This is a genomic window from Streptomyces pluripotens (assembly GCF_000802245.2).
GTDB classification, from domain to species: Bacteria; Actinomycetota; Actinomycetes; order Streptomycetales; family Streptomycetaceae; genus Streptomyces; species Streptomyces pluripotens.
The window spans coordinates 1342712-1365812 of sequence record NZ_CP021080.1 but is presented as its reverse complement, the minus strand read 5'-3'; the positions used below and the strand labels follow the sequence as shown (position 1 = coordinate 1365812).

The window sequence follows — 23101 nt, the reverse complement described above, 5'->3', positions numbered from 1 at the left end:
GTCGCCCTCTCAGCCGCGGCCGGACTCGTCGGCAGTGTTCAGGATGTTCACACTCCGGAACAGCGCGGACGGGCATCCGTGAGACACGGCGGCGACCTGCCCTGGCTGGGCCTTTCCGCAGTTGAAGGCGCCTCCCAGCACGTAGGTCTGGGGGCCTCCGACTGCTTCCATGGAGCCCCAGAACTGGGGGGTGACCCCCTGGTACGCGAAGTCCTTGACCTGTCCCTCCAAGCGGCCGTTCCGGATCACGTACGCCCGCTGACCCGTGAACTGGAAGTTGTACCGCTGCATGTCGATCGACCAGGAGCGGTCGCCGACGACGTAGATGCCCCGATCGACACCGCCGATCAGTCCCTCGGTGGACAGCCCGGCCGGATCGGGCTGCAGGGAGACATTGGCCATGCGCTGCAGCGGTACGTGCGAGGGGGAGTCGGCGAACGCGCACCCGTTGGACCTCTCGAAGCCGGTCAGCCGCGCGATCCGCCGGTCCAGCTGGTACCCCACCAGTGTGCCGTCCTTGACCAGGTCCCAGGATTGCGCCTCGACGCCCTCGTCGTCGTAGCCGATGGTTGCCAGACCGTGCTCGGCGGTGCGGTCACCGGTGACGTTCATGAGCTCTGAGCCGTACTTCAGCTTGCCCAGCTGGTCGAAGGTGGCGAAGGAGGTACCGGCGTAGGCGGCCTCGTACCCGAGGGCGCGGTCCAGTTCGGTCGCGTGGCCGATGGACTCGTGGATGGTCAGCCACAGGTTGGACGGGTCGACCACCAGGTCGTACAGGCCCGGCTCGACACTTGGCGCCCGCATCTTCTCGGCGAGCAGCTCCGGGATCTGCTCCAGTTCCCCGTCCCAGTCCCAGCCGGTTCCGGTCAGGTACTCCCAGCCGCGGCCGGTCGGCGGCGCGATGGTCCGCATCGAGTCGAACTCGCCGCTGGACTCGTCGACCGATACGGCCGTCACCTGCGGATGCAGCCGCACCCGCTGCTGCGTGGTCACGGTGCCGGTGGTGTCGGCATAGAACTTGTTCTCGTGCACGGTGAGCAGCGAGGCGTCCACGTGGTCGACGCCGTTCGCCGCCAGTAGCCGCGCGCTCCAGTCCGCCAGCAGCGCGGACTTCTCCTCGTCCGGCACCGAGAACGGGTCGGTCTGGTAGGACGAGACCCACGTCCTGTCGGCGTGCACCGGTTCGTCGGCCAGCTCGACCCGCTCGTCCACCCCGGCCGCCCTGATCACCTGCGCGGACAGCTTGGCCATGGCCACCGCCTGTGAGGCGACCCGCGCGGCCGCGTCCATGGTCAGGTCGACCCCGGACGCGAAGCCCCACGTACCCCCGTGCACGACCCGGACCGCGTAGCCGAGGTCGGTGGTGTCCGACGATCCGGCGGGCTTGGCGTCCCGCAGCCGCCAGGACGCACTGCGCACCCGCTCGAACCGGAAGTCCGCGTGCTCGGCCCCCAGCGCCCGCGCGCGTGCCAGCGCCGCGTCGGCCAGGGCCCGGAGGGGAAGTGCCAGGAAGGTTGGATCGATGCCGTGTGCCACAGGGGGCTCTCCCCAAGTCGTCGGGTGCTCTTCGGGTCAAGTGAACGTCCAACGGTGGACGAGTCATTGAAGTATGTCGCGCGGCTCCGCCGAACGCCCCGCGGTTGCCCGGGGCCGGTCCCGGGAACACCACAGATGACCACCCTCCGTCACCGCACGGTGGCATTATGGCGCCAGTCGGGGCGGGGGCGGTCCGCGTGCCCGGCTGCGCCGCTCCGGGCAGCGGAGATCCGCGGCTCGGTGACACGGCATCAGTGCCCACTGGCGCCGGAGCGGTCCGGCCCACCGGCCGTGGGCGAACCGCCGAGCGGTGGACGCGCAGAGACGAAACTGTAGGGATCCGACAGCGACGCCCCCGTGCCACTGTCGGTGCCCGATTGCCCGCGCGTCGGACCGGACCGATAGGTTTTCGGTGAAGCCGCCTGTCATCCAGGTGTCCCGGCGGCTGAGTCAGACCGCTATCGAAAGGGTGATCCGTTGAGCCGCTCGGTTCTCGTCACTGGAGGCAACCGGGGCATCGGCCTCGCCATCGCCCGCGCTTTCGCCGATGCCGGCGACAAGGTCGCGATCACATACCGCTCGGGTGAGCCGCCGTCCGGCTTCCTCGCCGTGAGGTGCGACATCACCGACCCGGAGCAGGTGGAGCAGGCCTACAAGGAGATCGAGGACCAGCATGGTCCGGTCGAGGTCCTGGTCGCCAACGCCGGCGTCACCAAGGACCAGCTGCTGATGCGCATGTCCGAGGAGGACTTCACCTCGGTCATCGACACCAACCTCACCGGCACCTTCCGGGTGGTCAAACGCGCCAACCGCGGCATGCTGCGCGCCAAGAAGGGCCGCGTCGTCCTGATCTCCTCCGTGGTCGGCCTGCTCGGCTCGGCGGGGCAGGCGAACTACGCCGCGTCCAAGGCCGCCCTGGTCGGTTTCGCGCGCTCCCTCGCCCGTGAGCTGGGCTCGCGCAACATCACCTTCAACGTCGTCGCGCCCGGCTTCGTCGACACCGACATGACCAAGGCGCTCACCGACGAGCAGCGCCAGAACATCGTCTCGCAGGTGCCGCTCGGTCGTTACGCACAGCCGGAGGAGATCGCCGCGACGGTGCGGTTCCTCTCCTCGGACGACGCCTCGTACATCACTGGAGCCGTCATCCCCGTTGACGGCGGACTGGGAATGGGTCACTGAACACCATGAGCGGAATCCTTGACGGCAAGCGCATCCTGGTCACGGGTGTGCTGATGGAGTCCTCCATCGCCTTCCACGTCGCCAAGCTCGCGCAGGAGCAGGGCGCCGAGATCATCCTGACCGCCTTCCCGCGGCCGACCCTGACCGAGCGCATCGCCAAGAAGCTGCCCAAGCCGGCCAAGGTCATCGAGTTGGACGTCACCAACGACGAGCACCTCGGCCGCCTCGCCGATGTCGTCGGCGAGGAGCTGGGCGGCCTGGACGGTATCGTCCACTCCATCGGCTTCGCCCCGCAGGACGCGCTCGGCGGTAACTTCCTCAACACGCCGTTCGAGTCCGTGGCTACCGCGATGCACGTCTCCGCCTTCTCCCTGAAGTCGCTGACCATGGCCTGCCTGCCGCTGATGCAGAACGGCGGCTCGGTCGTGGGTCTCACCTTCGACGCGCAGTTCGCCTGGCCGCAGTACGACTGGATGGGTCCGGCCAAGGCCGCCCTGGAGGCCACCAGCCGCTACATGGCCCGTGACCTGGGCAAGCAGAACATCCGCTGCAACCTCATCTCGGCGGGCCCCATCGGTTCCATGGCAGCCAAGTCGATCCCCGGCTTCGGGGACCTGGCCTCCGTGTGGGACAGCCGTTCCCCGCTGGAGTGGGACCTGAAGGACCCGGAGCCGGCCGGCAAGGGCGTCGTCGCCCTGCTCAGCGACTGGTTCCCGAAGACCACGGGCGAGATCATCCACGTCGACGGTGGTCTGCACGCCATCGGCGCCTGATCTGCGCAGAACCTCGCCGACGCCCCGTTTCCCGCCCCAGCGCGCGGGAGCGGGGCGTCACCCGTTCGGCCCACTGATCGGGCGTGCACCGGCTCCAACGGCGCACCCTGGAGTACGCGTTCACTCGCGCATCCCTCCGCAGCCCGGCCGAGGAGGTCCCCCTTGTGCGCCTGTCCCGCAGCCTGGCCCCGGTGACCATCGCCCTGGCCCTCGTGCTCTCACTGCCGTACGACGCCATGCCGCACACGCTCGCGGGTGACGGCAAGCCGCCCTCGCCGAGCCCGTTCGGCGCCACCTGCCGTGCGGCCGTCCGCGGTTCCCACGTGGTGGCCTACTGCCACAATCCCTATGCCGACATCGATCGTGTGCGGCTGCACGTCGAGTGCACCCGCTGGTGGGACATCGACACCGACAGCGCTCCGGTGGACGCCGGGCCCGCCATGACCGTAAGACTCACCGGACGGTGCTGGGAGGAGGTTCGCACGGTCTGGGTCAGCCACCAGAAGGTGAGCTGACACTCCGAGCGGTGCCGGTACCGGGAGCGGTCCCGGCGGTGGGCGAGTCACTGAACCCGGCCGGCCGGCACATGAACGGATAGCCGGCGGCCTCCTTCGCCGCCGTTTCCGCGTCCCCGGCACGGACGGCGTCCACCAGCCGCGTGTGGTCCATGTGTGCCTCGGGGGTCAGTTCCGCGCCGACGTCCGCCCGCAGCCAGTCCCGCAGCACCTCACCCAGGTCGGCATACATCGCCGTCATGACGTCGTTGTGGGAAGCGGCCACGACGGCCAGGTGGAAGGTGGCGTCGGCTGCCACGAAGGCCTCCGCCTCGCCTGTCTCCCAGGCCTCCTCGCGCCGTGCCAGCAGTGTGTCCAACTGCCTGAGGTCCTTGTCGGTGCGGCGCTCGGCGGCCAGTCTTGCCGCCGCCGATTCCAGGGTGGAGCGCAGTTCGGCGATGTGCCGCGGGTCGGCGTCGGCGAAGCGGCGGTGCATGACGCCGGCCAGCTCGCTCGTTGCCACGACGTACGTTCCGGAGCCCTGGCGGATGTCCAGCAGACCGTTGTGAGCGAGTGCGCGCACGGCCTCGCGGACGGTGTTGCGGGCGACACCGAGCTGCTCCACCAGCTCCGGCTCGGTCGGGATGCGCGCACCGACCGACCACTCGCCGGAGGTGATCTGGTTGCGCAGTGCGGCGATGACCTGCTCGGACAACGCAGAACGACGCGGGTGGCTCAGGGGCATGGCACACCTTCGCACGAGAGCCCGGGGCGTGGATTTCCGGGGGGTGGACAGTCAATCATCCCATGATTCTATGATGATCCCATGGAAGGACAGAAAACCCGAGCAACGGAGACCCGTGTCGCGACGCCATCGGCCGAACACGGTGCGGCGGCCCCGACGGACACGGGACGGCCGGTCCCCGCCGCGCGCCGCGCGCACCCGTGGACGGCCCGGCTGGTCGTCGTCGGCATCGTGCTGTCCGCAGTGAACCTCCGCCCGGCCATCACGAGCCTCGGCGCGCTCCTCGAAGAGGTCCGTGACGGGCTCGGCATGAGCGGCAGCGCGGCCGGCTTGCTCACCTCCGTGCCCCCGCTGTGCTTCGCGGTCTTCGGGGTCACTGCGCCCCGGCTGGCCCACCGGTTCGGACCGGCCGCCGTCCTGTGCGCCGGTATGGCCGCGATCAGCACGGGCCTACTCATCCGCCCGTACGTCGGGAGCACCGCCGGTTTCCTGGCCGCCAGCGCGTTGGCCCTGATGGGCATCGCCGTCAGCAACGTCCTCATGCCGGTCATCGTCAAGCGCTGGTTCCCCGACCGGGTCGGTTCCATGACCGGCCTCTACTCGATGGCCCTCGCCCTCGGCACCTCTCTCGCTGCCGCGGTGACCGTCCCGCTGACCGGCGCCATGGGCGGCGGATGGCAGGCGGGGCTCGCCGTGTGGGCGGCCGTCGCCGCGGTGGCCGTCCTGCCGTGGCTGCCCCTGGTCCGGGACCGCGGCATCGCGTCCGCGCAGCGGCGGGGGCACGAGGGGGAGTACGAGCGGGAGCAGCGGGCGCGGCGGGAACCGGCGCGTATGGCGACGACCCAGACCGCTCCCCTGCGGATCACCCGCAGTCGCACCGCCTGGGCGCTCGCCGTCTTCTTCGGCCTCCAGGCCACCGCCGCCTACGTCACGATGGGGTGGATGGCGCAGATCTTCCGGGACGCCGGGCTCCCGGCGGGCACCGCGGGCGTGCTGCTCGCCGTCACCATGGTGATGGGCGTCCCGCTGGCCTTCGTCATCCCGCGGGTCGCCGCGCGGCTGCCCCAGCAGGGGCCGATGGTGCTGGTCCTGGGCGTCTGTGGACTGGCCGGATACGCCGGTCTGTACGTCGCGCCGGCGACCGGAGCTTGGGCCTGGGCGGTACTGCTCGGCGTCTCCAACTGTGCCTTCCCGCTCGCCCTGACGATGGTCGGCATGCGGGCCCGGAGCGGTCCGGGCGTGGCCCAGTTGTCCGCGTTCGCGCAGAGCACCGGCTATCTGATCTCCATCCCCGGCCCCCTGCTCGTCGGTGTGCTCTACCAGCAGAGCGGTGGCTGGGGCCTGCCGATCGCCCTCATGGCGGCCCTGATGGTGCCGCAGATGGCGGCGGGCTTCCTCGCGGGCCGCGCCCGTACCGTGGAGGAGGAGGCGGGCCACTAGCTAGCCGGTTCAGACTCAAGGCCCGGGGTCTTTCGGCACCCCGGCCTCGGGGCGCCGTTCGGGCCTGGTGGTCAGGTTCGGTGTCCCCCGGCGGGCCCGAGCGGACGGAGGGGTGCGAGACTGGTCGGCATGCAGCCTGTGCTCGATCCGAACCCGCAGAACGGCCAGAAGAAGATGCTGATCGTCTTCGGCTCGTTCTTCGCCATCTTCCTGATCATCGCCATCGTCGCGATCATCGCGTCTCCGTGACGGTCGTCCCCTCGGCGGGTGGTGGGGCTGGCCCCACCACCCCTAGGGGGCTGGAGTCAGGGTCAAGTGGGTGGTTCTCCGGATGGGTCGGCAGATGGGGAGCCCGTAGCTTCGAGAGGTGACCGCACCCAGGCGGTCCCCATCCGTTCGAAGACCCACGGAGGCGATCGTGCCGGCCCGCACCCACACCCGGCCCCACCCGGCGCCCACGGGCGGTTCCGACGCCCGGCTGCCCTGGTGGGCCCTCGCCCTGCCCGTGCTCGCCTTCATCACGCTGCTCGTGCTGATACGGAACCCGTCGGATGCCGGCGCGGCCAGCGGCGATCCCGCGATCAGTCATCTCCTGGAACGCGCCCAGCAACTGCTCGCGCGCTGACGCGGAGCTTCCGCACGCGGTGAATCTGCATGTCAACTACCTGCGCCGGGTGGTCCGTTTCATGCGAAGCTGGTTTGCATGAGCGTCGCAGAACCCCGCAGGATCGTCCTCCTCAGGCATGCGAAAGCCGACTGGCCCCAGGTGTCCGACCATGAGCGCCCGCTCGCCGAGCGGGGTCGCAAGGACGCCGCAGTCGCCGGACGCAAGCTGGCCGACACCGCCATCACCTTCGACCTGGCCTTGTGTTCCACCGCGGCCCGGACCCGTGAGACCTGGAAGCTCGCTGTTCATGAACTGGCGCACCGGCCGAAAACCATCTACGAGGAGCGGGTCTACGAGGCCTCTCCCGGCGAGCTGATCGCCCTGTTCAACGAGGTCCCGGACGACGTGCGGAATGTGATCCTCATCGGCCACAATCCGGGGGTGCACGGCCTGGCCGACATCCTGGCCGGTTCGGCCGAGGGCGATGCCCGCGAGCGGATGAACCGTCGGGGCTTTCCCGCCGCCGGTTTCGCGCTGCTGTCCTGCGGCGGCCCCTGGAAGGGCCTGGAGCCGGGGACGGCCACACTCACTGACTATTGGGCGCCCTCGGAGTGACCCGCATCCGGCAGGTCCCGGACCGGCTGGTCCGGGACCTGCACACCGTCGTCCGGTTCAGCCCTCGTCGTGTGTGTCGGCGGCCTCGACCTCTTCGCGGGTGATGCCCAGGAGGTAGAGCACCGTGTCCAGGAACGGGAAGTTCACCGCTGTGTGCGCTGCCTCACGGACCACCGGCTTGGCGTTGAAGGCAACACCCAGTCCGGCTGCGTTCAGCATGTCCAGGTCATTTGCGCCATCGCCGATCGCCACCGTCTGCGACAGCGGCACCCCGGCCTCCGCGGCGAACCGGCGCAGCAGCCGGGCCTTCCCCGCCCGGTCCACGATCTCCCCGGTGACCCGGCCGGTCAGCTTCCCATCGATGATCTCCAGCGTGTTGGCCTGGGCGAAGTCGAGCCCCAGCCGCTCCCGAAGGTCGTCCGTCACCTGGGTGAAGCCACCCGAGACAACGCCGACCTGGTAGCCGAGCCGCTTCAGCGTACGGATCAGGGTGCGGGCGCCCGGCGTCAGCCGGACCTCCTTTCGCACCTTCTCCACCACCGAGGCGTCCAGCCCCTTCAGGAGTGCCACCCGGGCGTGCAACGACTGCTCGAAGTCCAGTTCCCCGCGCATCGCCGCCGCCGTCACCTCAGCGACCTTGTCCTCGCAATCGGCGTGCGCGGCGAACAGTTCGATGACCTCGTCCTGGATCAGAGTGGAGTCCACGTCCATGACCACCAGTCGCTGGGCGCGCCGGTGCAGGCCCGCCGAGACCACCGCGATGTCGACACCCAGTGCCGCAGCATCCGAGGCAAGCGCCGTGCGAAGCGGCTCGGTCTCCACGCCGGAAACAGCGAACTCCACTGCCGTCACAGGATACTTGGCCAGCCGGAAGATACGGTCGATGTTGCCGTCAGCCTTCGCGATCCGGGCGGCGATGGCGGCCGTCGACTCAGCGGTGAGCGGATGACCGAGGACGGTCACAAGGGAGCGCCCCAGACCGCGCGGACGGTTGTCGCCGTGCCCCGAGATGATCTCCGCCTGCATCTTCATTGACTCGGCCCAGCTGTGCACGGTGGCCCGTAGATCGCCTTCCAGGCCGGCCGGTGGCTGGGTGACCAGGGCGCACAGCACCAGGCGGCCCCGGGTGACGACCTGCTCGATGTCGACCACGTCGACGAAGTAGGCGGCAAGGGTGTCGAAGAGGCCGGCAGTGATACCCGGCCGGTCCTTGCCGAAGACCTTGACGAGGAGGGTGGGGATCTCGGAGGTCTCAGCGGCGGAGGTCTGCGAAGCGCTCATGGTGTCACCACCGTATCCGGCACCCAGTGCCTTCCGCCTACGAGGTCCGCCTGCCGGACACGGAACAGCGGGTGTCGCGCCGGTGTCGGGGACCTTGCCGCCGGGAAGACCACGCGTCCACCCGCTCGCCACGCCGGTCCGGCCTCACCACGACTGTGCCACGGTCCGGCCCGGCGGGCCGGACCACCACACGGGAGACCACGCCGCTTCTCCGGGGCGCAGCAGTCTCACCTGCGCCGTTTCGGCGTTCCCGGCGGGGGCGGGGGCGGGGGCGGGGGCGGGGGCGGGGGCGGGGGCGGTGGTGGTCCGTCGTTGTCCGCCGGTGCCTGTGCTCGAACGTCCGGCCGCCGGGACGGGCTGCGACGCGGGGGCGGTGGAGGAGGACCGAGCGGCCCGGCTACGGTCGGTGCACCGTACACGTCGTTTCCGCCGGCCGGTGGGGACGGCTCCGGCGGTTCCCCCGGAACCTGCAGGTACGGGTTGGTGTCGGGATTCGGTGCCCGGTACGGCCTGCTCGGCACGTACGGTCCGGCGCCGTTGCCGTATGCGGAACCCCCGATCCCTTGGTCGGGCCAGGAGAGCCCGGCGTCGGCACCAGCCTCGGCACCGGACTGCCTGGCACCTCCGTGCCCGGAGCGCGCGGCACCGTCACGGTGCCCGACGCGCTCGGAACGGTCTCCGGCCCCGGAGTCGCCGGCCCCGCCTTTGCGACCAGAGGGCCAGCGACCGTCGCCGTGTTCGCCGTGTCCGCTGTGTTCATGGTGCCCGGCACGTGCAAGCAGCGGGTCCCCGGCCGGGGACCCGTCCCCGGAGTGCCCCGGCCCATGACCCGTCCCGCCGTCCCGCACGGTCGCGGCAGCGTCCGGGGTGGTACGGGACGCCGGCACCGCCCGTGTGCCCGCCGCCCGAGTTCCCCAGGCCACGAGTGCCCCTGCCGCTCCGGCGCCCGCGCCCCACAACGCCCCCAGGAGAAGGGCCGCGCCGATTTGGCCGCGCAACTGGATACCCGCCCCGAAGGCGTCGATGCCGAGAACGGAGAGCGAGGCGTCCACCGAGACGTCCGTAAGGCGGGTGAGCAGGGGTAGGGCGAGCGCGGTCGCGACCCCGAGCCGGAGCGCACAGTGGCCGGCGTGGCCGAGGGCGGTGCCGGAAGGTCGGCCCACCGGCGTGCGTACCGCCGTCAGTATCCCGGCCAGGAGCATCAACAGCCCCGCCGCCACCGCCAGCAGCCACACCCGTCCGTCGAGCTCGGCCAGCCGGTCCAGGGTCACGGGCTGATCCGACCGGTTGCTCAGGAGTTGGTCCAGCGGGTGCGGGAGCAGCGTGCCGAGTACACCGGTGGCCCGGCCGTCCCAGGGGACGAACAAGCCCAGCGGGATGCCGAGCCAGACTCCGTTCGGCGTGCCGAGGAGGGCAGCGCCGGCGATCCGCCGGGGGTGGGCGTCGCCGGCCGCCGTGTACGCCGCCGTCGCGAGCCCCGCCACCACTGCCACCAGCAGCACGGTCACGAGAGCCGAGACCGCCGGCCGCACCACCCGGTGCAGGACGGCCCAGCCGGGTGGCAGGGGAGCACGGCGGGAGGCGAGCAGCGCGATCAGCAGGATCCCGGCACACCAGCCGAGGCCTCCGAGCACCGTGGCCGAGGCGTTCACCGTGAAACCGACCGCTGCCTTGGCGTGGATCAGCCCCCCGATCCGGTCCGGCAGTAGTCCGCCCACGTCCCCGAGACCGGGAATGCTCAGTCCGCTGCCTTTCCCGCCGGACCCACCCGGCAGCTGGTCCAGGCCGAGCGAGCCACCGTCGATGGTGACGACGTCGTGGCCGGCCCAGGCGAGGCCGCCCAGCATCGCTGCGAAGAGCAGGGCCACCGTGCCCGCACGCGCGAGGAGTTCGACGGGTGCGATCACAACTCCGGCCGTGCGCAGGGACCGCAGGAAGAACCACGCCAGCAACAGGGCTCCGGCCAGACTCACCCCGAGTGGCGTGATCTCGATGGCGGTGTGGGCCTCGGCGCCTTTCAGTCCGAACGCCGACACACTGCCCGACGGTGTGACGGACCCACCGGCCCCGAGTGCCACAACAGCCGCTGTCATGGGGCCCAGCGAGCCCGCCGCATCCGCCCGCAGGAGGTGCAGCCCCAGCGCGGCCGTACCCGCCATCCCGATCAACGCCCAGCTCACCGCGGCGATTGCGGACAGCAGGATGTCCGTCCAGGGCAGTTTCGCACCGTGCCGCCCGGCCGCGATGCCCTTGGCAGCGTTCATGGCAGACCCCCCGATCCGCGGCGCGGCACCGCAGCCGCGCTCGTCCCCCTCGCGGGGAATTACCACTCTCCGGCCGGCTTTCAACCCTCGTCAACGGGGCGAGTTGAAGCGCGTGCCGGCGCCCTTGGCAAGGCCCGAGTTTCAGTCAGAGCGCCCCGCCTGAAATAGTTCCCCCCGATGTTCGACATCCCTAGACTCCCTGTGATGGGGGTAACGCGGGGGACAACTCAGTGGGGCATGGAGTGCCGGAACTCGTACTGGAATCAAACGGACGGACCTGGACGCTCGACCCGTCCAGGCCCTACACCCTCGGGCGCGATCCGCAGGGCGACATCGTCTTCGATGACGCCAGGGTTTCCTGGCGGCACGCCACGGTCAGCTTCGACGGCCGCAGTTGGGTCATCGAGGACCACGGCAGCACCAACGGCACGTTCGTGCAAGGCCGGCGGATCCGGCACATGGACATCGGCCCCGGCGCGTCGCTGCACCTCGGCAATGCGACCGACGGACCGCGGCTGGATCTGTCCGCGGCCGTGACACCGGTCGGCGGCCCGGGCGAGCAGCCGCAGGGGGCAGCACCGTATGCCCAGCCGGGCACCGGTACACCCGGCTGGGCACAGCAGGCCCCGCAGCAGGTGGTGCCGCACCAGGCTTCCGCGCAGCAGCAGGCCCCGCAGCCTGGCTGGCAGCAGGCACCCGCGTTCCCGCAGCAGCAGGGCGGGCCCGGCGAACAGTACGCGCAGAAGACGCCCGGTGGTGGCGCTGGCGCGCCGCCGGTCTACGGCGACCGCAGTCCGACCACGTTCCACCAGTTCTCGCTCGGCCGCGTGATGCGCATCGGCCGTGCCCTGGAGAACGATCTGGTCGTCTCCGACCTGCAGGTCTCCCGGCACCACGCCGAATTTCGCTCGACGCCCGACGGCCGCTTCGAGATCCGCGACCTCGGCTCGCACAACGGCACCTACGTCAACGGCCAGCCGATCGCCAAGGGCGGCACGGTGCCGCTCGGACCGAGCGACATCGTGGGTGTCGGCCACTCCACCTTCCGCATCGTCGGAGACCGCCTTGAGGAGTTCGTCGACACCGGCGAGGTCACCTTCTCCGCGCGCCACCTGACCGTCACGGTCGACGGCGGCAAGCAGATCCTCAAGGACGTCTCCTTCGGAGCGCCGGAGAAGTCGCTGATCGCGGTCATCGGCCCGTCCGGTTCCGGCAAGTCCACCCTGCTGAAGGCGCTCACCGGTTACCGGCCCGCGAACCAGGGCGAGGTGCTGTACGACAACCGCAATCTGTACAAGCAGTTCGCGGAGCTGCGCCAGCGTATCGGTCTGGTTCCGCAGGACGACATCCTGCACAAGGAGCTGACCGTCAACAAGGCCCTGAAGTACGCGGCCAAGCTGCGCTTCCCGGCCGACACCACCGCGCTGGAGCGCGAGGCGCGCATCGACGAGGTGCTGCGCGAGCTGAAGCTCGACGTGCACAAGGAGAAGAAGGTCACCTCCCTCTCCGGTGGCCAGCGCAAACGCGTCTCGGTGGCCCTGGAACTGCTCACCAAGCCGTCGCTGATCTTCCTGGACGAGCCGACGTCCGGCCTCGACCCGGGCATGGACCGCGATGTCATGCAGTTGCTGCGCGGCCTCGCCGACGACGGTCGCACGGTGCTCGTCGTCACCCACTCGGTGGCCGAACTGGCCCTGTGCGACAAGCTGCTGGTGATGGCGCCGGGCGGCGCGGTGGCCTACTTCGGACCGCCGGAGGAGGCGTTGAACTTCTTCGGCTACGACAGCTGGGCCGATGTCTTCTCCGCCTTCGAGAGCTACCGTGACTACGACTGGGCGGGCCGTTGGAAGGGCTCGCAGCACTACCAGATGTACGCCGCGGAGATCGACGCGGTCGCCGCACAGGCCGTACCCGTGCCGGTGCCGCAGGCGATGAAGCCGCCGAAGCCGCAGGGCTGGGGCTCTCAGCTGATGACCCTGATCCGGCGCTACGCGGCGGTCATCGCCTCGGACAAGGGCTTCCTGGCGCTGACGGTGATCCTTCCGGCGGTCATCGGCTCGGTCAGCCTGTTGATCGACCACAACCGCGGCCTGCTGGTCAACCAGGCGATCAATCCCAGAACCGGAACCCACGTCCCCAACGGCACGGCCACCACCGTGCTGCTGATCATCGCCGTGGGTGCGTGCTTCGCGGGTGCCGCGAACTCCGTCCGTGAACTGATCAAGGAACGGGTCATCTACGAGCGGGAGCGGGCGACCGGCTTGTCCCGGTCGGCGTACCTGATGTCCAAGGTGGTCGTGCTCGGTGTCATCACCATGCTGCAGGGACTGATGGTCGGCCTGATCGGTTTCTCCTCCCGGAGGATCCCCGGCCGGGGACTCGTCCTGGGCGGCTCCACGCTCTTCGAGCTGTGTCTGCCGATCATGGGGCTGGGCTTCGCCTCGATGATGTTCGGCCTGGTGATCTCCTCGCTGGTGAAGACCGCCGAGAAGACCATGCCGCTGCTGGTGATGTTCGCGATCATCCAGGTCGTGTTCACCGGCTGCCTCTTCACCCTGCACGGCACGCCCGGCGTCAACGAGTTCTCGTACCTGATGCCGTCGCGCTGGGCGGTGGCCGCGGCCGGCACCACACTGGACTTCAACAACATCGCCCCGAACGTCGACGACCCGGGCAGTACCGACCCGCTGTGGAACCATACGGCGTCGGCCTGGGGCCTGGACATGGTCGCGCTGATCGTGCTCGGTGTGGTCTGCGGCTTTCTCGTGGCCCGCTTCCTGCGCCGGCACGAACCGGAGGTCATGCGCAGGTAACCGGGCGAGCAGCGCAATGCCGAAGGGCGGCACCCGCATCGGGGTGCCGCCCTTCGGCGTGCGTTGCTGAGGTCCGCGCCAGCCTCAGTACGCGCTGTTGACGTTGTCGATCGAGCCGTAACGGTGGGCCGCGTAGTTGGCGGCTGCGGTGATGTTGGCTACCGGGTCGTAGATGTTCCAGGAGGTGCCGGCCACGTGGTACGCCTTGAAGGTCGGGGGAATGACCTGCAGCAGACCCTTGGACGGGATGCCGTTGATGGCGTTGATGTCCCAGTTGTTGATGGCGTTGGGGTTGCCGGAGGACTCCCGCATGATGTTGCGGTGCAGACCGTTGTAGCTGCCCGGGATGCCCTTGGCGTGCATGATGGCCAGGGCGTGCCGGATCCAGCCGTCCAGGTTGTTGGCGTACGTCTTCGCGGCGACCGTCTCCATCTGCGGTCGCTGGACGGACCGGTTCGCGGCCTGCTTCGCCGCGCGGTCCCGCGCGGCCTTCTTCGCGGCGGTTTCGGCGGCGGCCTTCTTCTTCGCGGCAGCCGCGGCGCGCTGTTTGGCGGCGGCCTCGTCGGCGGTCTTCTTCTTCGCCGCGAAGGTGTCGAGCTTGACCTGCTTGGTGGCGAGCTGGTCGGTGACCGTGCCCTTGACGTTCTGCAGGGTGGTACCGGCGGCGACCTGGGCGGTCGTGGCCGGGGTGCCGGTGGCGACGGTCTCGGCGTTGCCGGGGGCGGCCGAGAGGGCCAGGGCGGCCGTGCCCAGAGCGGCGACACCGGCAACGGCGATCCTGTGCCGCTTGGTGAGGGCATGGGTACGAGCTCGGCTGAGGATGTTCTTTGGCATGGCTGATGGACCTCTTCGAATAGCGCGGAGGTCGCTCCTGCGTCCGCCGGGGGAATCGGCTCCTCCCGCACGAACGCCGCGGGCGGAACCCGCGGCGCTGAGCGACGGAAGCAATTCTTAGCTTGCGCAAAATCCTGTGGCAAAGGTGTGACGTACTATCCTGGATAGTGGATCAGGGAAGGGCAAAACGGGACAGATTGGACCGTCTATCCCGTTCATGCCGGGGAGCTTTATCTCCTATGCCCGTTCGTACGTGATGTGCGCCCTATGTGCGGGCTCACATCGGACTCCTAGCCTTCTTACTAAGAGTTGCCATCGCAATGCTCCATGTGAGGGTTCTCCTCCCGGAGGAGGAGAGGGACGCCGTCGAACTCGTGCCAGAGACGGCGCTCGCGCGACCTCCTTCTTCGGCACGGCAGACCGCGGTCCGGGCGGGGACCGCCTCCAGAGGCGGCAGACGGATGGCCTCCGGCTCGTGCCGTGCGGTCAACAGCCCGATCCGCCACCCACGTCCCGCCCCCCCGGGCGTGACGACCACGTCCGCCCGCTCCCCGGGCCGCCCGCACCGCCCCGCCGAGCCCTACCTCCGGCACCTCGGACCGCACGGCCACCGTTCCCACGGCCACCGTCTGCCCCCTGCCTGTGCCGCGTCGATCAACCGGGCCAACGCCTCCGGCGCCAGGGACCGCTCCGGACACGGAGCCCGGAGTGCCTCCGTCGACCCCCTCCTCGTGCCTTTCCCGGGCGCCCGGGCGCGCGCGGTACCCCATCCAGAGCCGGAGCCGCGCACCGGCCTTGACTGGCCGCCGTCCAGCAGGCGCAGCCACAGCGGTACGACGCCCGCGGGTGCGATCACGATCCCGGCCAGTGGCTCCCGCAGCCTCTGCCAGGTGAGCGCCGCAACGTAGAACGGCACCTCCAGCTGCGCCTCGGATGCCCGGCCACACACCGCGGGGCCCTTCGACGTACGTCGCACGCCCCCGGCGCTACGCCCCGGCCCTACGCCCTGGGCCCTAGGACCAGCGGCCCGGTATCCCGCCATCACGGGTCCGATCCGCGGTGCCGGGCTCCGCCGGTACCGTGAGGACATGAGTCAAGGCCCCCGGTCCGGTCTCGCCGCGGTCAGTTCGGCCCTGCTGGCGATGAGCAGACATCTGGAGGTGCGTGACGTCCTCAAGACGATCGTCGCCTCCGCCCGCGAGCTGCTCGATGCGCAGTACGCTGCGCTCGGGGTTCCCGACGACCACGGCGGCTTCGCCCAGTTCGTCGTGGACGGCGTCAGCGACGCACAGTGGAAGGCGATCGGCCCGCTGCCCCGCCAGCACGGCATCCTCGCGGCGATGCTGCACGAAACCCGCCCGGAGCGGTTCGCCGACGTGCGCGAGGACCCGCGCTTCGAGGGCTGGCCGACCGCCCACCCCGACATGGTCGATTTCCTGGGCATGCCCATCCGCGACGGTGAGGAGACCATCGGCGCGCTCTTCCTCGCGAACAAGCTGCGCCCCACGGGGCGACGTCCGTCACCTCCGGCCGGCACCGGAGCGGAAGACGGCTGCGGCTTCACCCAAGAGGACGAGGAGCTGCTCGGCATCCTCGCCCAGCACGCCGCCATTGCCCTCACCAACGCCCGTCTCTACGAGCGCAGCCGGGAACTGACCATCGCCGAGGAGCGCTCCCGCCTCGCCCACGAGCTGCACGACGCGGTCAGTCAGAAGTTGTTCTCCCTGCGTCTGACCGCTCAGGCGGCGGCAGCTCTCGTCGACCGCGCGCCCGCGCGGGCCAAGGGCGAACTGCAGCAGGTGGCTGCCCTCGCCGCCGAGGCGGTGGACGAACTGCGCGCAGCCGTTGTGGAACTGCGCCCCGCCGCGCTGGACGAGGACGGACTGATCGCCACCTTGCGCAACCAGACTCAGGTCCTCGACCGCGCCCACGCTGCGCGCGTCACCTTCGTGGGCAACGGCTTCCGCGCCCTGCCCGCTGCCCAGGAGGAGGCCTTGCTGCGCGTCGCACAGGAGGCCCTGCACAACGCGTTGCGCCACTCCGCGGCCGACCACGTCGAGGTCAGCGTGCAGCGGCGCGGCTGCGGAGCTGTCCTGAGTGTCACGGACGACGGCAGCGGGTTCGACCCCAAGGCGGTCCGCCGTGCCGGACGCCACTTGGGACTGGTCTCGATGCGGGACCGGGCGAACGGGGTCGGTGGCACGCTGACCGTGGAATCGGAGCCCGGCAAGGGCACGACGATCGAGATGGAGGTCCCCGGTGGGTGAAGCGATCAGGGTGCTCCTCGTCGATGACCACCAGGTCGTCCGCCGGGGTCTGCGCACCTTCCTGGAGGTGCAGGACGACATCGAGGTCGTCGGCGAGGCCGCGGACGGCGCCGAGGGAGTCGCCCGCGCCGAGGAACTGCGGCCTGACGTCGTTCTCATGGACATCAAGATGCCGGGCACGGACGGCATCGACGCCCTGCGCAGGCTGCGTGAACTCGCCAGCCCCGCACGCGTGCTGATCGTCACCAGCTTCACCGAGCGGCGCACGGTGGTTCCGGCCCTACGGGCGGGCGCCGCCGGGTACGTCTACAAGGACGTCGACCCCGACGCCCTCGCCGGCGCCATCCGCTCCGTGCACGCAGGGCACGTCCTGCTCCAGCCGGAGGTTGCTGACGCCCTGCTCTCCCAAGATGAGGCCAACTCGGCTCAGGGAAGAGGGGGTTCGCTCACCGAGCGGGAACGTGAGGTGCTCGGCCTGATAGCGGACGGCCGCTCCAACCGCGAGATAGCGCGTGCTCTGGTCCTGTCCGAGAAGACCGTCAAGACCCACGTGTCCAACATCCTGATGAAACTCGACCTCGCCGACCGTACTCAAGCCGCGCTGTGGGCCGTACGCCATGGTGTGACCGGCTGAACCGCTCCGCCCACCAGCTCGTCCCGAGACTGCGTGCGGCAACGCAGAAGGTTCCGCTGCAGGATGAGATTCATACCGTCGTGGGAATGTCACTCGGATGGCGCACCCTCTGGCGGTCTCCGCCGTTCTCCCGTGTGTGCCGCGTCGAACCGCCGCGGTGAACACCTAGGAGGGGTGGAAAGTGAAGAACATGAAGAAGGCAGCGGCCTTGACCGTGGTGGCCGGCGGCCTGGTGGCCGCCGGTGCGGGGATGGCCTCCGCCGCTGAGGCCTGTGGTGAGGCCCACGGTTCCCCCGGCGTCGTGTCCGGCAACGTCCTCCAGGTCCCCGTGCACGTCCCGGTGAACGCCACGGGCAACAGTGCGAGCGTCGTCGGTGTGCTGAACCCGGTCTTCGGCAACCTCGGTCTCAACCACTGAGCCTTCCTCCGCGTGACCACAGGCCCCCCGAGTGCACCGGGGGGCCTGTAGGGTCCCGGAGCCCGTCAGGCCCCGAGGCCTGTCCGATTGTCGTCGGGCTTGTCATCCAACTGGCCTGAACGGGCGCTCAAGCTCGGCTTGCCGTACCCAGCGAACGGCTGCCGCGTTGAGCAGCGCACGACCCACGGCCGGGTCGGACACGCACACGCAGGAGGAATCCGTTCCATGAACATCGCCAAGAAGGCCGCCATCGCCGTGACCGTGGCCGGAATCGCCGCAGGCGCATCCGCCGGTGCCGCCGTCGCCGACGCGGGCGCCGAGGGCGCGGCCGTGGGGTCCCCGGGCGTCGGCTCGGGCAACGTCGGTCAGCTTCCCATCCACGTTCCGGTCAACATCAGCGGCAACACCGCCAACCTGGTCGGCGCGCTGAACCCCGCCTTCGGCAACACCGCCGTCAACGACTGACGCTCCACCACGTGGTGGGCTCCCCGACCGACACCGGACCGGGGAGCCCTTCCCGTGTCAGCGGACCCCCCGCTCCCGCTCCTCCACCATGGAGTTGTACGCCGCCACCTGGGCCCGCCGAGCCGTCCGCTCCACCGGTCGCAGAGCCGATCCGCGGGCCGCCATCTCCGAGGCGCTGACCGCTCCGCCGTGGCCGTTGCCGTGTGCCAGTGACACCAGCAACGCGACCCGTTGCGCAAGCTCCAAGACCCGTACCGCACGCGGGGGATACCCGGGTGCCAGCACTTGCCGTCCGCTTTCGGCCCGTGCCCGGTACGCGTCGATCGCCGCCTCCGCCACCGGACCCGACCCGGCCACGTCCAGCTGCGACAGCGCCGCGGTCGCCTCCCGCAGAGCCTCCGCCAGCTCCCGCTCCGCCTCGCCCAGTGAGGGCACGTCGGCCGGCGGTGCCTCCCGCACCGGCCGTACGTGCCAGACCACCTCGGCATGTACATCACCATCGGGCCCAGCCTCGTACACCTCCGGGACCAGCCCGAAAGCGGCACCGTGGCAGACCACCGCCTCCCCGGCCTCCAGCGCCCGTGCATTGAACTCCGCGGGCCCGCTCAGCCCCAGCGGGTGCCCCGGTGCCGGCAGTGCGACCCGCAACCCCGTCGCCCCCAGCGTCCGCAGCCGCCCGAGTGCGAGCGTGAGCCCGACGGGTGCGGACTCACCCGGCAGTCCCTCTACCCGGTGCACCGCGTCCTCGCCCACGATGGCGAGTGCGGCATCATCCGGAGCGACCTTTCCGGCGAAAAGGGCATTTCCCCAAGCGGCAAGGCGTCCTGAGCGTGGTTCCGAGAGCATGCCCCCAGCCTAAGGACCGGACCGATGGAATGGAGTGGGGCACTCGTGGCGTAGATTTCATAAGGGCTGCGCCCACAGGCGTGGCGGACCGAGCCACAGGCGTACGCGACAGCCGAGACCGGCCACACTGCAAGGGGAGACAACGCGCTCATGAGCGATGTTCTGGAGCTTCAGGACGTATCCGTGGTCCGCGAGGGCCGGGCTCTGGTGGACCAGGTCTCCTGGTCGGTGAAGGAGGGCGAACGCTGGGTCATCCTCGGCCCCAACGGCGCCGGCAAGACCACCCTCCTGAACGTCGCCTCCAGCTACCTCTTCCCCAGCAAGGGCACCGCCACCGTCCTCGGTGAGACCCTCGGCAAGCCCGGTACCGACGTCTTCGAGCTGCGCCCCCGCATCGGCGTGGCCGGCATCGCCCTGGCCGAGAAGCTCCCCAAGAGTCAGACGGTCCTGCAGACGGTCCTCACCGCCGCCTACGGCATGACGGCCGGCTGGCAGGAGGAGTACGAGGCGGTCGACGAGGAGCGCGCTCGCGCCTTCCTCGACCGCCTCGGTATGAGCGACTACCTCGACCGCAAGTTCGGCACCCTCTCCGAGGGCGAGCGCAAGCGCACCCTGATCGCCCGCGCCCTGATGACCGACCCGGAGCTGCTCCTCCTCGACGAGCCCGCCGCCGGCCTCGACCTCGGCGGCCGTGAGGACCTGGTCCGCCGGCTCGGCCGGCTCGCCCGTGACCCCATCGCCCCCTCAATGATCATGGTCACCCACCACGTCGAGGAGATCGCCCCCGGGTTCACCCATGTCCTCATGATCCGCCAGGGCAAGGTCCTCACCGCCGGCCCGATCGAGCTCGAACTGACCTCGCGGAACCTCTCCCTCTGCTTCGGGCTCCCGCTCGTCGTCGAGCAGGTGGGCGATCGCTGGACCGCCCAGGGCCTTCCCATGTCCTGACTGCGGACCAGCCTGGCTCGTCGGCACCGCGGCCCTCGTTCCTCGCCGCGCCCTGTCCGCCGCCCGACTGCGGTCCTACCATGACCATGTGAACGACATCGACGCATGGGTGTGGTGGCTCGTCGGCGCGGCAGCGCTCGGAATTCCGCTCGTGGTCACCGCGATGCCGGAGTTCGGCATGCTCGCGGTCGGAGCCGTTGCGGCCGCGGTCGCCGCCGCCCTCGGCTTCGACGCCGTGATCCAGGTACTGCTGTTCCTCGTCGTCTCCGTCGCCCTCATCGGCGTCGTCCGGCCGATCGCGGCCCGACACGGCAGACAACGCCCCGGACTCGCCACCGGCGTGGAGGCACTGAAGGGCAGGCAGGCCGTCGTGCTGGAGCGGGTCGACAGTTCCGGAGGCCGCATCAAGCTCGCCGGAGAGGTCTGGTCGGCACGCGCCCTCGACACCGGCCGCGCCTACGAAGTGGGCCAGGAGGTGGACGTCGTGGACATCGAAGGGGCCACCGCGATCGTCATCTGAGAAGCGACTCACGGAGAACTGTTCCCGAGTCGCGCGACGGTCTGTCAGACTCGACCAGCACGATCTTCAACAGTCATCACATCTGCCGAGCGTGCCGAGGCGGAGAAGGGTACGGGCAACGACGATGGAACCGGTCATCATCGTCTTGATCATTCTGGTGGTGTTGGTCTTCATCGCCCTGATCAAGACGATCCAGGTCATACCACAGGCCAGCGCCGCCATCGTTGAGCGCTTCGGCCGCTACACGCGGACGCTCAACGCGGGCCTGAACATCGTGGTCCCGTTCATCGACACCATCCGCAACCGCATCGACCTGCGCGAGCAAGTCGTCCCGTTCCCGCCGCAGCCGGTGATCACCCAGGACAACCTGGTCGTCAACATCGACACGGTCATCTACTACCAGGTCACCGATGCCCGGGCGGCCACCTACGAGGTCGCCAGCTACATCCAGGCCATCGAGCAGCTCACGGTCACCACACTGCGCAACATCATCGGCGGCATGGACCTGGAGCGCACCCTCACCTCCCGTGAGGAGATCAACGCGGCCCTGCGCGGTGTTCTGGACGAGGCCACCGGCAAGTGGGGCATCCGCGTCAACCGCGTCGAACTGAAGGCCATCGAGCCACCCACCTCCATCCAGGACTCGATGGAGAAGCAGATGCGCGCCGACCGTGACAAGCGCGCCGCGATCCTGACCGCGGAAGGTACGCGTCAGGCCGCCATCCTCACCGCGGAGGGTGAGAAGCAGTCCCAGATCCTTCGCGCGGAAGGTGAGGCCAAGGCCGCCGCCCTGCGTGCCGAAGGTGAGGCCCAGGCGGTCCGTACGGTCTTCGAGGCCATCCACGCCGGCGACCCCGACCAGAAGCTCCTCTCCTACCAGTACCTCCAGATGCTGCCGAAGATCGCCGAGGGCGACGCCAACAAGCTCTGGATCGTCCCCAGCGAAATCGGCGACGCCCTCAAGGGTCTCTCCGGCGCGGTGGGCAACCTCGGTTCGCTGGGGGGCCGTTCATCGGGCAACGGTGGCGCAGGCGCCGAGCGCCGCGAGAAGCCCTCGATCGACTGACGGATCTGGCGCAACGACACGGGTTCCCCACGCCCCGAGGGGGCGTGGGGAACCCGTGCGACCAGGCCCAAGACACCAGGACGGCTCATGGCCGGGCGAACCGCACCGCCCGTGCAGCGCGTGATCAGGCAGCGTCGTGGGCCAGCCAGCCGGGCAGGGACGCGAACTCCTCGGCCCCCAGGGCGAGCAGCATCGCACCGGCAGGCGTCGGCTCGAAAGGCATCCGCAGCAAGGCCATCCCCGCCTCCTCCGGAGTCCGGTTCGCCTTGCGGTGATTGTCCTCGGCGCACGCAGCCACCGTGTTCAGCCAGGTGTCCTGACCGCCCTGGGCCCGCGGCACCACATGGTCCACGGTCGTCGCCCGGCGCCCGCAGTACGCGCACCGGTGCCGGTCGCGCACCAGCACAGCCCGCCTCGACCAGGAAGCCTGTCTTCGGAACGGTACGCGTACGTACCTGCAGAGCCTGATGATGCGCGGCGCCGGTATGTCCACGTCCGCGCCGCGCATCCGCAGTTCGGGATGGGCCTGCTCGACCACGGCCTTGTCCTGCAGCACCAGGACGACGGCTCGGTTCAAGGTCACCGTCGACAGCGGCTCGAAGCTCGCGTTCAGCACCAGCGTGTCACGCATCCAGCCCACCTCCCGTGTGCACCTGCCCACCCCCCGGCGGGCTCGGACCAACTCTGTACGGGCGCGCCGAGATGGACAACGCAATAAAAAATGCCCGCCTCTGATCACTTCCAAGACCAGAGGCGGGCAAACGTTCAATGAACGCTGGGCTGATCGCGCGGGCCGCGGTCAGCCCTTCGCCGGGTTCTCGTACTCCCCGATGAGCTGGGCTCGCGCGATCGTGTGGAACCGCAGGTTGAAGCCCACGACGGCCGGACTGGCGTCCGCGTCCGGACCGAGCCTGGCCTGGTCCACTGCGTACACCGTGAAGACGTACCGGTGCGGGCCGTCCCCGGGCGGTGGAGCGGCACCGCCGAAGTCCTTGGTCCCGTAGTCGTTCCGCGCGTGCACGGCACCCGCGGGCAGCCCCTCGAACTTACCGCTGCCCGCACCCGCCGGCAGCTCGGTCACCGAGGCCGGGATGTCGAACAGAACCCAGTGCCAGAACCCGCTGCCGGTCGGCGCGTCGGGGTCGTAACAGGTAACTGCGAAGCTCTTGGTCTCCGGTGGGAAGCCTTCCCAGCGTAGCTGCGGCGACGTGTTGCCCTCCGCGTGGACCTGAGCGCTCCTGAGCGTTGAACCCTCCTCGACATCCGCGCTCGTCACCGTGAACGACGGCACGGGCGGATGGAAGTCGTGGGGGAGCGGCCGCCGTTTGAGCTCGGTCACCTCGGTACCTCCTG

Annotated in this window: 23 protein-coding genes; 15 read left to right on the top strand and 8 right to left on the bottom strand. The window is 69.9% G+C overall.

Features of this window, described 5'->3' with window-relative positions:
• Nucleotides 1-9: 9 nt before the first annotated feature.
• Nucleotides 10-1536 (bottom strand): TldD/PmbA family protein, encoded by a 1527-nt coding sequence (locus LK06_RS05990; RefSeq protein ID WP_039655262.1) that lies wholly within the window; start codon nt 1534-1536, stop codon nt 10-12.
• 477 nt (nt 1537-2013) lie between these two features.
• Between LK06_RS05990 and fabG the strand changes: the two genes are divergently transcribed.
• From fabG to LK06_RS05975, 3 genes are all read left to right on the top strand, one after another.
• Entirely contained in the window at nt 2014-2718 is a 705-nt protein-coding gene (gene fabG, locus LK06_RS05985) for a 3-oxoacyl-[acyl-carrier-protein] reductase (RefSeq protein WP_039655261.1), read from the top strand.
• A 5-nt stretch (nt 2719-2723) separates the two neighbouring features.
• Entirely contained in the window at nt 2724-3491 is a 768-nt protein-coding gene (fabI, locus tag LK06_RS05980; protein WP_039655260.1) for an enoyl-ACP reductase FabI, read from the top strand.
• A gap of 164 nt (nt 3492-3655) precedes the next feature.
• On the top strand, nt 3656-4006 hold the full coding sequence (locus LK06_RS05975) for a hypothetical protein (protein ID WP_039655380.1): 351 nt from the start codon (nt 3656-3658) through the stop codon (nt 4004-4006).
• Here the strand turns inward: LK06_RS05975 and LK06_RS05970 are convergent.
• The gene (locus tag LK06_RS05970) at nt 3984-4730 is read right to left on the bottom strand and encodes a FadR/GntR family transcriptional regulator (RefSeq protein WP_052270165.1); all 747 of its coding nucleotides are present in this window, start codon (nt 4728-4730) and stop codon (nt 3984-3986) included. The two genes, LK06_RS05975 and LK06_RS05970, sit on opposite strands and share 23 nt — an antisense overlap.
• Before the next feature lie 81 nt (nt 4731-4811).
• Here LK06_RS05970 and LK06_RS05965 point away from each other — a divergent pair, with 81 nt between their 5' ends.
• From LK06_RS05965 to LK06_RS05950, 4 genes are all read left to right on the top strand, one after another.
• Entirely contained in the window at nt 4812-6170 is a 1359-nt protein-coding gene (locus LK06_RS05965; RefSeq protein ID WP_039655259.1) for a CynX/NimT family MFS transporter, read from the top strand.
• Nucleotides 6171-6299: 129 nt separating this feature from the next.
• Nucleotides 6300-6419 (top strand): SGM_5486 family transporter-associated protein, encoded by a 120-nt coding sequence (locus LK06_RS34835; RefSeq protein ID WP_086083131.1) that lies wholly within the window; start codon nt 6300-6302, stop codon nt 6417-6419.
• A 169-nt stretch (nt 6420-6588) separates the two neighbouring features.
• On the top strand, nt 6589-6795 hold the full coding sequence (locus LK06_RS05955) for a hypothetical protein (RefSeq protein WP_039655258.1): 207 nt from the start codon (nt 6589-6591) through the stop codon (nt 6793-6795).
• A 78-nt stretch (nt 6796-6873) separates the two neighbouring features.
• Nucleotides 6874-7392, top strand: a complete 519-nt coding sequence (locus LK06_RS05950) for a SixA phosphatase family protein (protein WP_039655257.1) — start codon at nt 6874-6876, stop codon at nt 7390-7392.
• A 57-nt stretch (nt 7393-7449) separates the two neighbouring features.
• Here LK06_RS05950 and serB read toward each other — a convergent pair whose 3' ends face one another.
• Both serB and LK06_RS05940 read right to left on the bottom strand, forming a co-directional pair.
• A complete protein-coding gene (serB, locus tag LK06_RS05945; protein ID WP_039655256.1) occupies nt 7450-8673 on the bottom strand; it encodes a phosphoserine phosphatase SerB in 1224 nt (407 codons plus the stop codon).
• 227 nt (nt 8674-8900) lie between these two features.
• Nucleotides 8901-10937: a streptophobe family protein gene (locus LK06_RS05940; protein ID WP_086083129.1), complete on the bottom strand. Its 2037-nt coding sequence runs from the start codon at nt 10935-10937 to the stop codon at nt 8901-8903.
• A gap of 242 nt (nt 10938-11179) precedes the next feature.
• On the opposite strand from LK06_RS05940, the gene LK06_RS05935 reads away from it, so the two are divergent.
• Nucleotides 11180-13750, top strand: a complete 2571-nt coding sequence (locus tag LK06_RS05935; protein ID WP_052270164.1) for an ABC transporter ATP-binding protein/permease — start codon at nt 11180-11182, stop codon at nt 13748-13750.
• A gap of 84 nt (nt 13751-13834) precedes the next feature.
• Here the strand turns inward: LK06_RS05935 and LK06_RS05930 are convergent, their stop codons facing one another.
• Nucleotides 13835-14584, bottom strand: a complete 750-nt coding sequence (locus LK06_RS05930) for a transglycosylase SLT domain-containing protein (protein WP_039655254.1) — start codon at nt 14582-14584, stop codon at nt 13835-13837.
• Between the two features lie 1088 nt (nt 14585-15672).
• On the opposite strand from LK06_RS05930, the gene LK06_RS05925 reads away from it, so the two are divergent.
• The 4 genes from LK06_RS05925 (at nt 15673) to LK06_RS05910 (ending at nt 18368) form a co-directional block, all read left to right on the top strand.
• On the top strand, nt 15673-16851 hold the full coding sequence (locus LK06_RS05925) for a GAF domain-containing sensor histidine kinase (protein ID WP_039655253.1): 1179 nt from the start codon (nt 15673-15675) through the stop codon (nt 16849-16851).
• Entirely contained in the window at nt 16844-17485 is a 642-nt protein-coding gene (locus tag LK06_RS05920; protein WP_039655252.1) for a response regulator, read from the top strand. Before LK06_RS05925 ends, LK06_RS05920 begins: the two co-directional genes overlap by 8 nt.
• Before the next feature lie 181 nt (nt 17486-17666).
• Nucleotides 17667-17903, top strand: a complete 237-nt coding sequence (locus LK06_RS05915; RefSeq protein WP_039658307.1) for a chaplin — start codon at nt 17667-17669, stop codon at nt 17901-17903.
• Between the two features lie 225 nt (nt 17904-18128).
• Complete coding sequence (locus tag LK06_RS05910; RefSeq protein WP_039658305.1) at nt 18129-18368, top strand: chaplin; 240 nt, start codon at nt 18129-18131, stop codon at nt 18366-18368.
• A 57-nt stretch (nt 18369-18425) separates the two neighbouring features.
• Here LK06_RS05910 and LK06_RS05905 read toward each other — a convergent pair whose 3' ends face one another.
• Nucleotides 18426-19214, bottom strand: coding sequence for a hypothetical protein (locus tag LK06_RS05905; protein WP_043408811.1), 789 nt, complete (start codon nt 19212-19214; stop codon nt 18426-18428).
• Between the two features lie 150 nt (nt 19215-19364).
• On the opposite strand from LK06_RS05905, the gene LK06_RS05900 reads away from it, so the two are divergent.
• From LK06_RS05900 to LK06_RS05890, 3 genes are all read left to right on the top strand, one after another.
• On the top strand, nt 19365-20162 hold the full coding sequence (locus LK06_RS05900; protein WP_039658301.1) for an ABC transporter ATP-binding protein: 798 nt from the start codon (nt 19365-19367) through the stop codon (nt 20160-20162).
• An 88-nt stretch (nt 20163-20250) separates the two neighbouring features.
• A complete protein-coding gene (locus LK06_RS05895; RefSeq protein ID WP_039658299.1) occupies nt 20251-20682 on the top strand; it encodes an NfeD family protein in 432 nt (143 codons plus the stop codon).
• A gap of 124 nt (nt 20683-20806) precedes the next feature.
• The gene (locus LK06_RS05890; protein WP_039658297.1) at nt 20807-21748 is read left to right on the top strand and encodes an SPFH domain-containing protein; all 942 of its coding nucleotides are present in this window, start codon (nt 20807-20809) and stop codon (nt 21746-21748) included.
• A gap of 124 nt (nt 21749-21872) precedes the next feature.
• On the opposite strand, the gene LK06_RS05885 is transcribed toward LK06_RS05890, so the two are convergent.
• Nucleotides 21873-22379: an HNH endonuclease gene (locus LK06_RS05885; RefSeq protein ID WP_039658311.1), complete on the bottom strand. Its 507-nt coding sequence runs from the start codon at nt 22377-22379 to the stop codon at nt 21873-21875.
• A gap of 168 nt (nt 22380-22547) precedes the next feature.
• Nucleotides 22548-23087, bottom strand: coding sequence for a YbhB/YbcL family Raf kinase inhibitor-like protein (locus LK06_RS05880; protein WP_039658296.1), 540 nt, complete (start codon nt 23085-23087; stop codon nt 22548-22550).
• Nucleotides 23088-23101: the final 14 nt, after the last annotated feature.

Excerpts from the sequence above, each read along its gene's own strand:
- LK06_RS05930 (WP_039655254.1), bottom strand. The coding sequence starts at position 14,584 with ATGCCAAAGAACATCCTCAGCCGAGCTCGTACCCATGCCCTCACCAAG.
- fabI (WP_039655260.1), top strand. The coding sequence starts at position 2,724 with ATGAGCGGAATCCTTGACGGCAAGCGCATCCTGGTCACGGGTGTGCTG.
- LK06_RS05910 (WP_039658305.1), top strand. The coding sequence starts at position 18,129 with ATGAACATCGCCAAGAAGGCCGCCATCGCCGTGACCGTGGCCGGAATC.
- LK06_RS05905 (WP_043408811.1), bottom strand. The coding sequence starts at position 19,214 with ATGCTCTCGGAACCACGCTCAGGACGCCTTGCCGCTTGGGGAAATGCC.
- LK06_RS05885 (WP_039658311.1), bottom strand. The coding sequence starts at position 22,379 with ATGCGTGACACGCTGGTGCTGAACGCGAGCTTCGAGCCGCTGTCGACG.
- LK06_RS05900 (WP_039658301.1), top strand. The coding sequence starts at position 19,365 with ATGAGCGATGTTCTGGAGCTTCAGGACGTATCCGTGGTCCGCGAGGGC.
- LK06_RS05925 (WP_039655253.1), top strand. The coding sequence starts at position 15,673 with ATGAGTCAAGGCCCCCGGTCCGGTCTCGCCGCGGTCAGTTCGGCCCTG.
- LK06_RS05970 (WP_052270165.1), bottom strand. The coding sequence starts at position 4,730 with ATGCCCCTGAGCCACCCGCGTCGTTCTGCGTTGTCCGAGCAGGTCATC.
- LK06_RS34835 (WP_086083131.1), top strand. The coding sequence starts at position 6,300 with ATGCAGCCTGTGCTCGATCCGAACCCGCAGAACGGCCAGAAGAAGATG.
- serB (WP_039655256.1), bottom strand. The coding sequence starts at position 8,673 with ATGAGCGCTTCGCAGACCTCCGCCGCTGAGACCTCCGAGATCCCCACC.
- LK06_RS05950 (WP_039655257.1), top strand. The coding sequence starts at position 6,874 with ATGAGCGTCGCAGAACCCCGCAGGATCGTCCTCCTCAGGCATGCGAAA.
- LK06_RS05940 (WP_086083129.1), bottom strand. The coding sequence starts at position 10,937 with ATGAACGCTGCCAAGGGCATCGCGGCCGGGCGGCACGGTGCGAAACTG.
- LK06_RS05890 (WP_039658297.1), top strand. The coding sequence starts at position 20,807 with ATGGAACCGGTCATCATCGTCTTGATCATTCTGGTGGTGTTGGTCTTC.
- LK06_RS05965 (WP_039655259.1), top strand. The coding sequence starts at position 4,812 with ATGGAAGGACAGAAAACCCGAGCAACGGAGACCCGTGTCGCGACGCCA.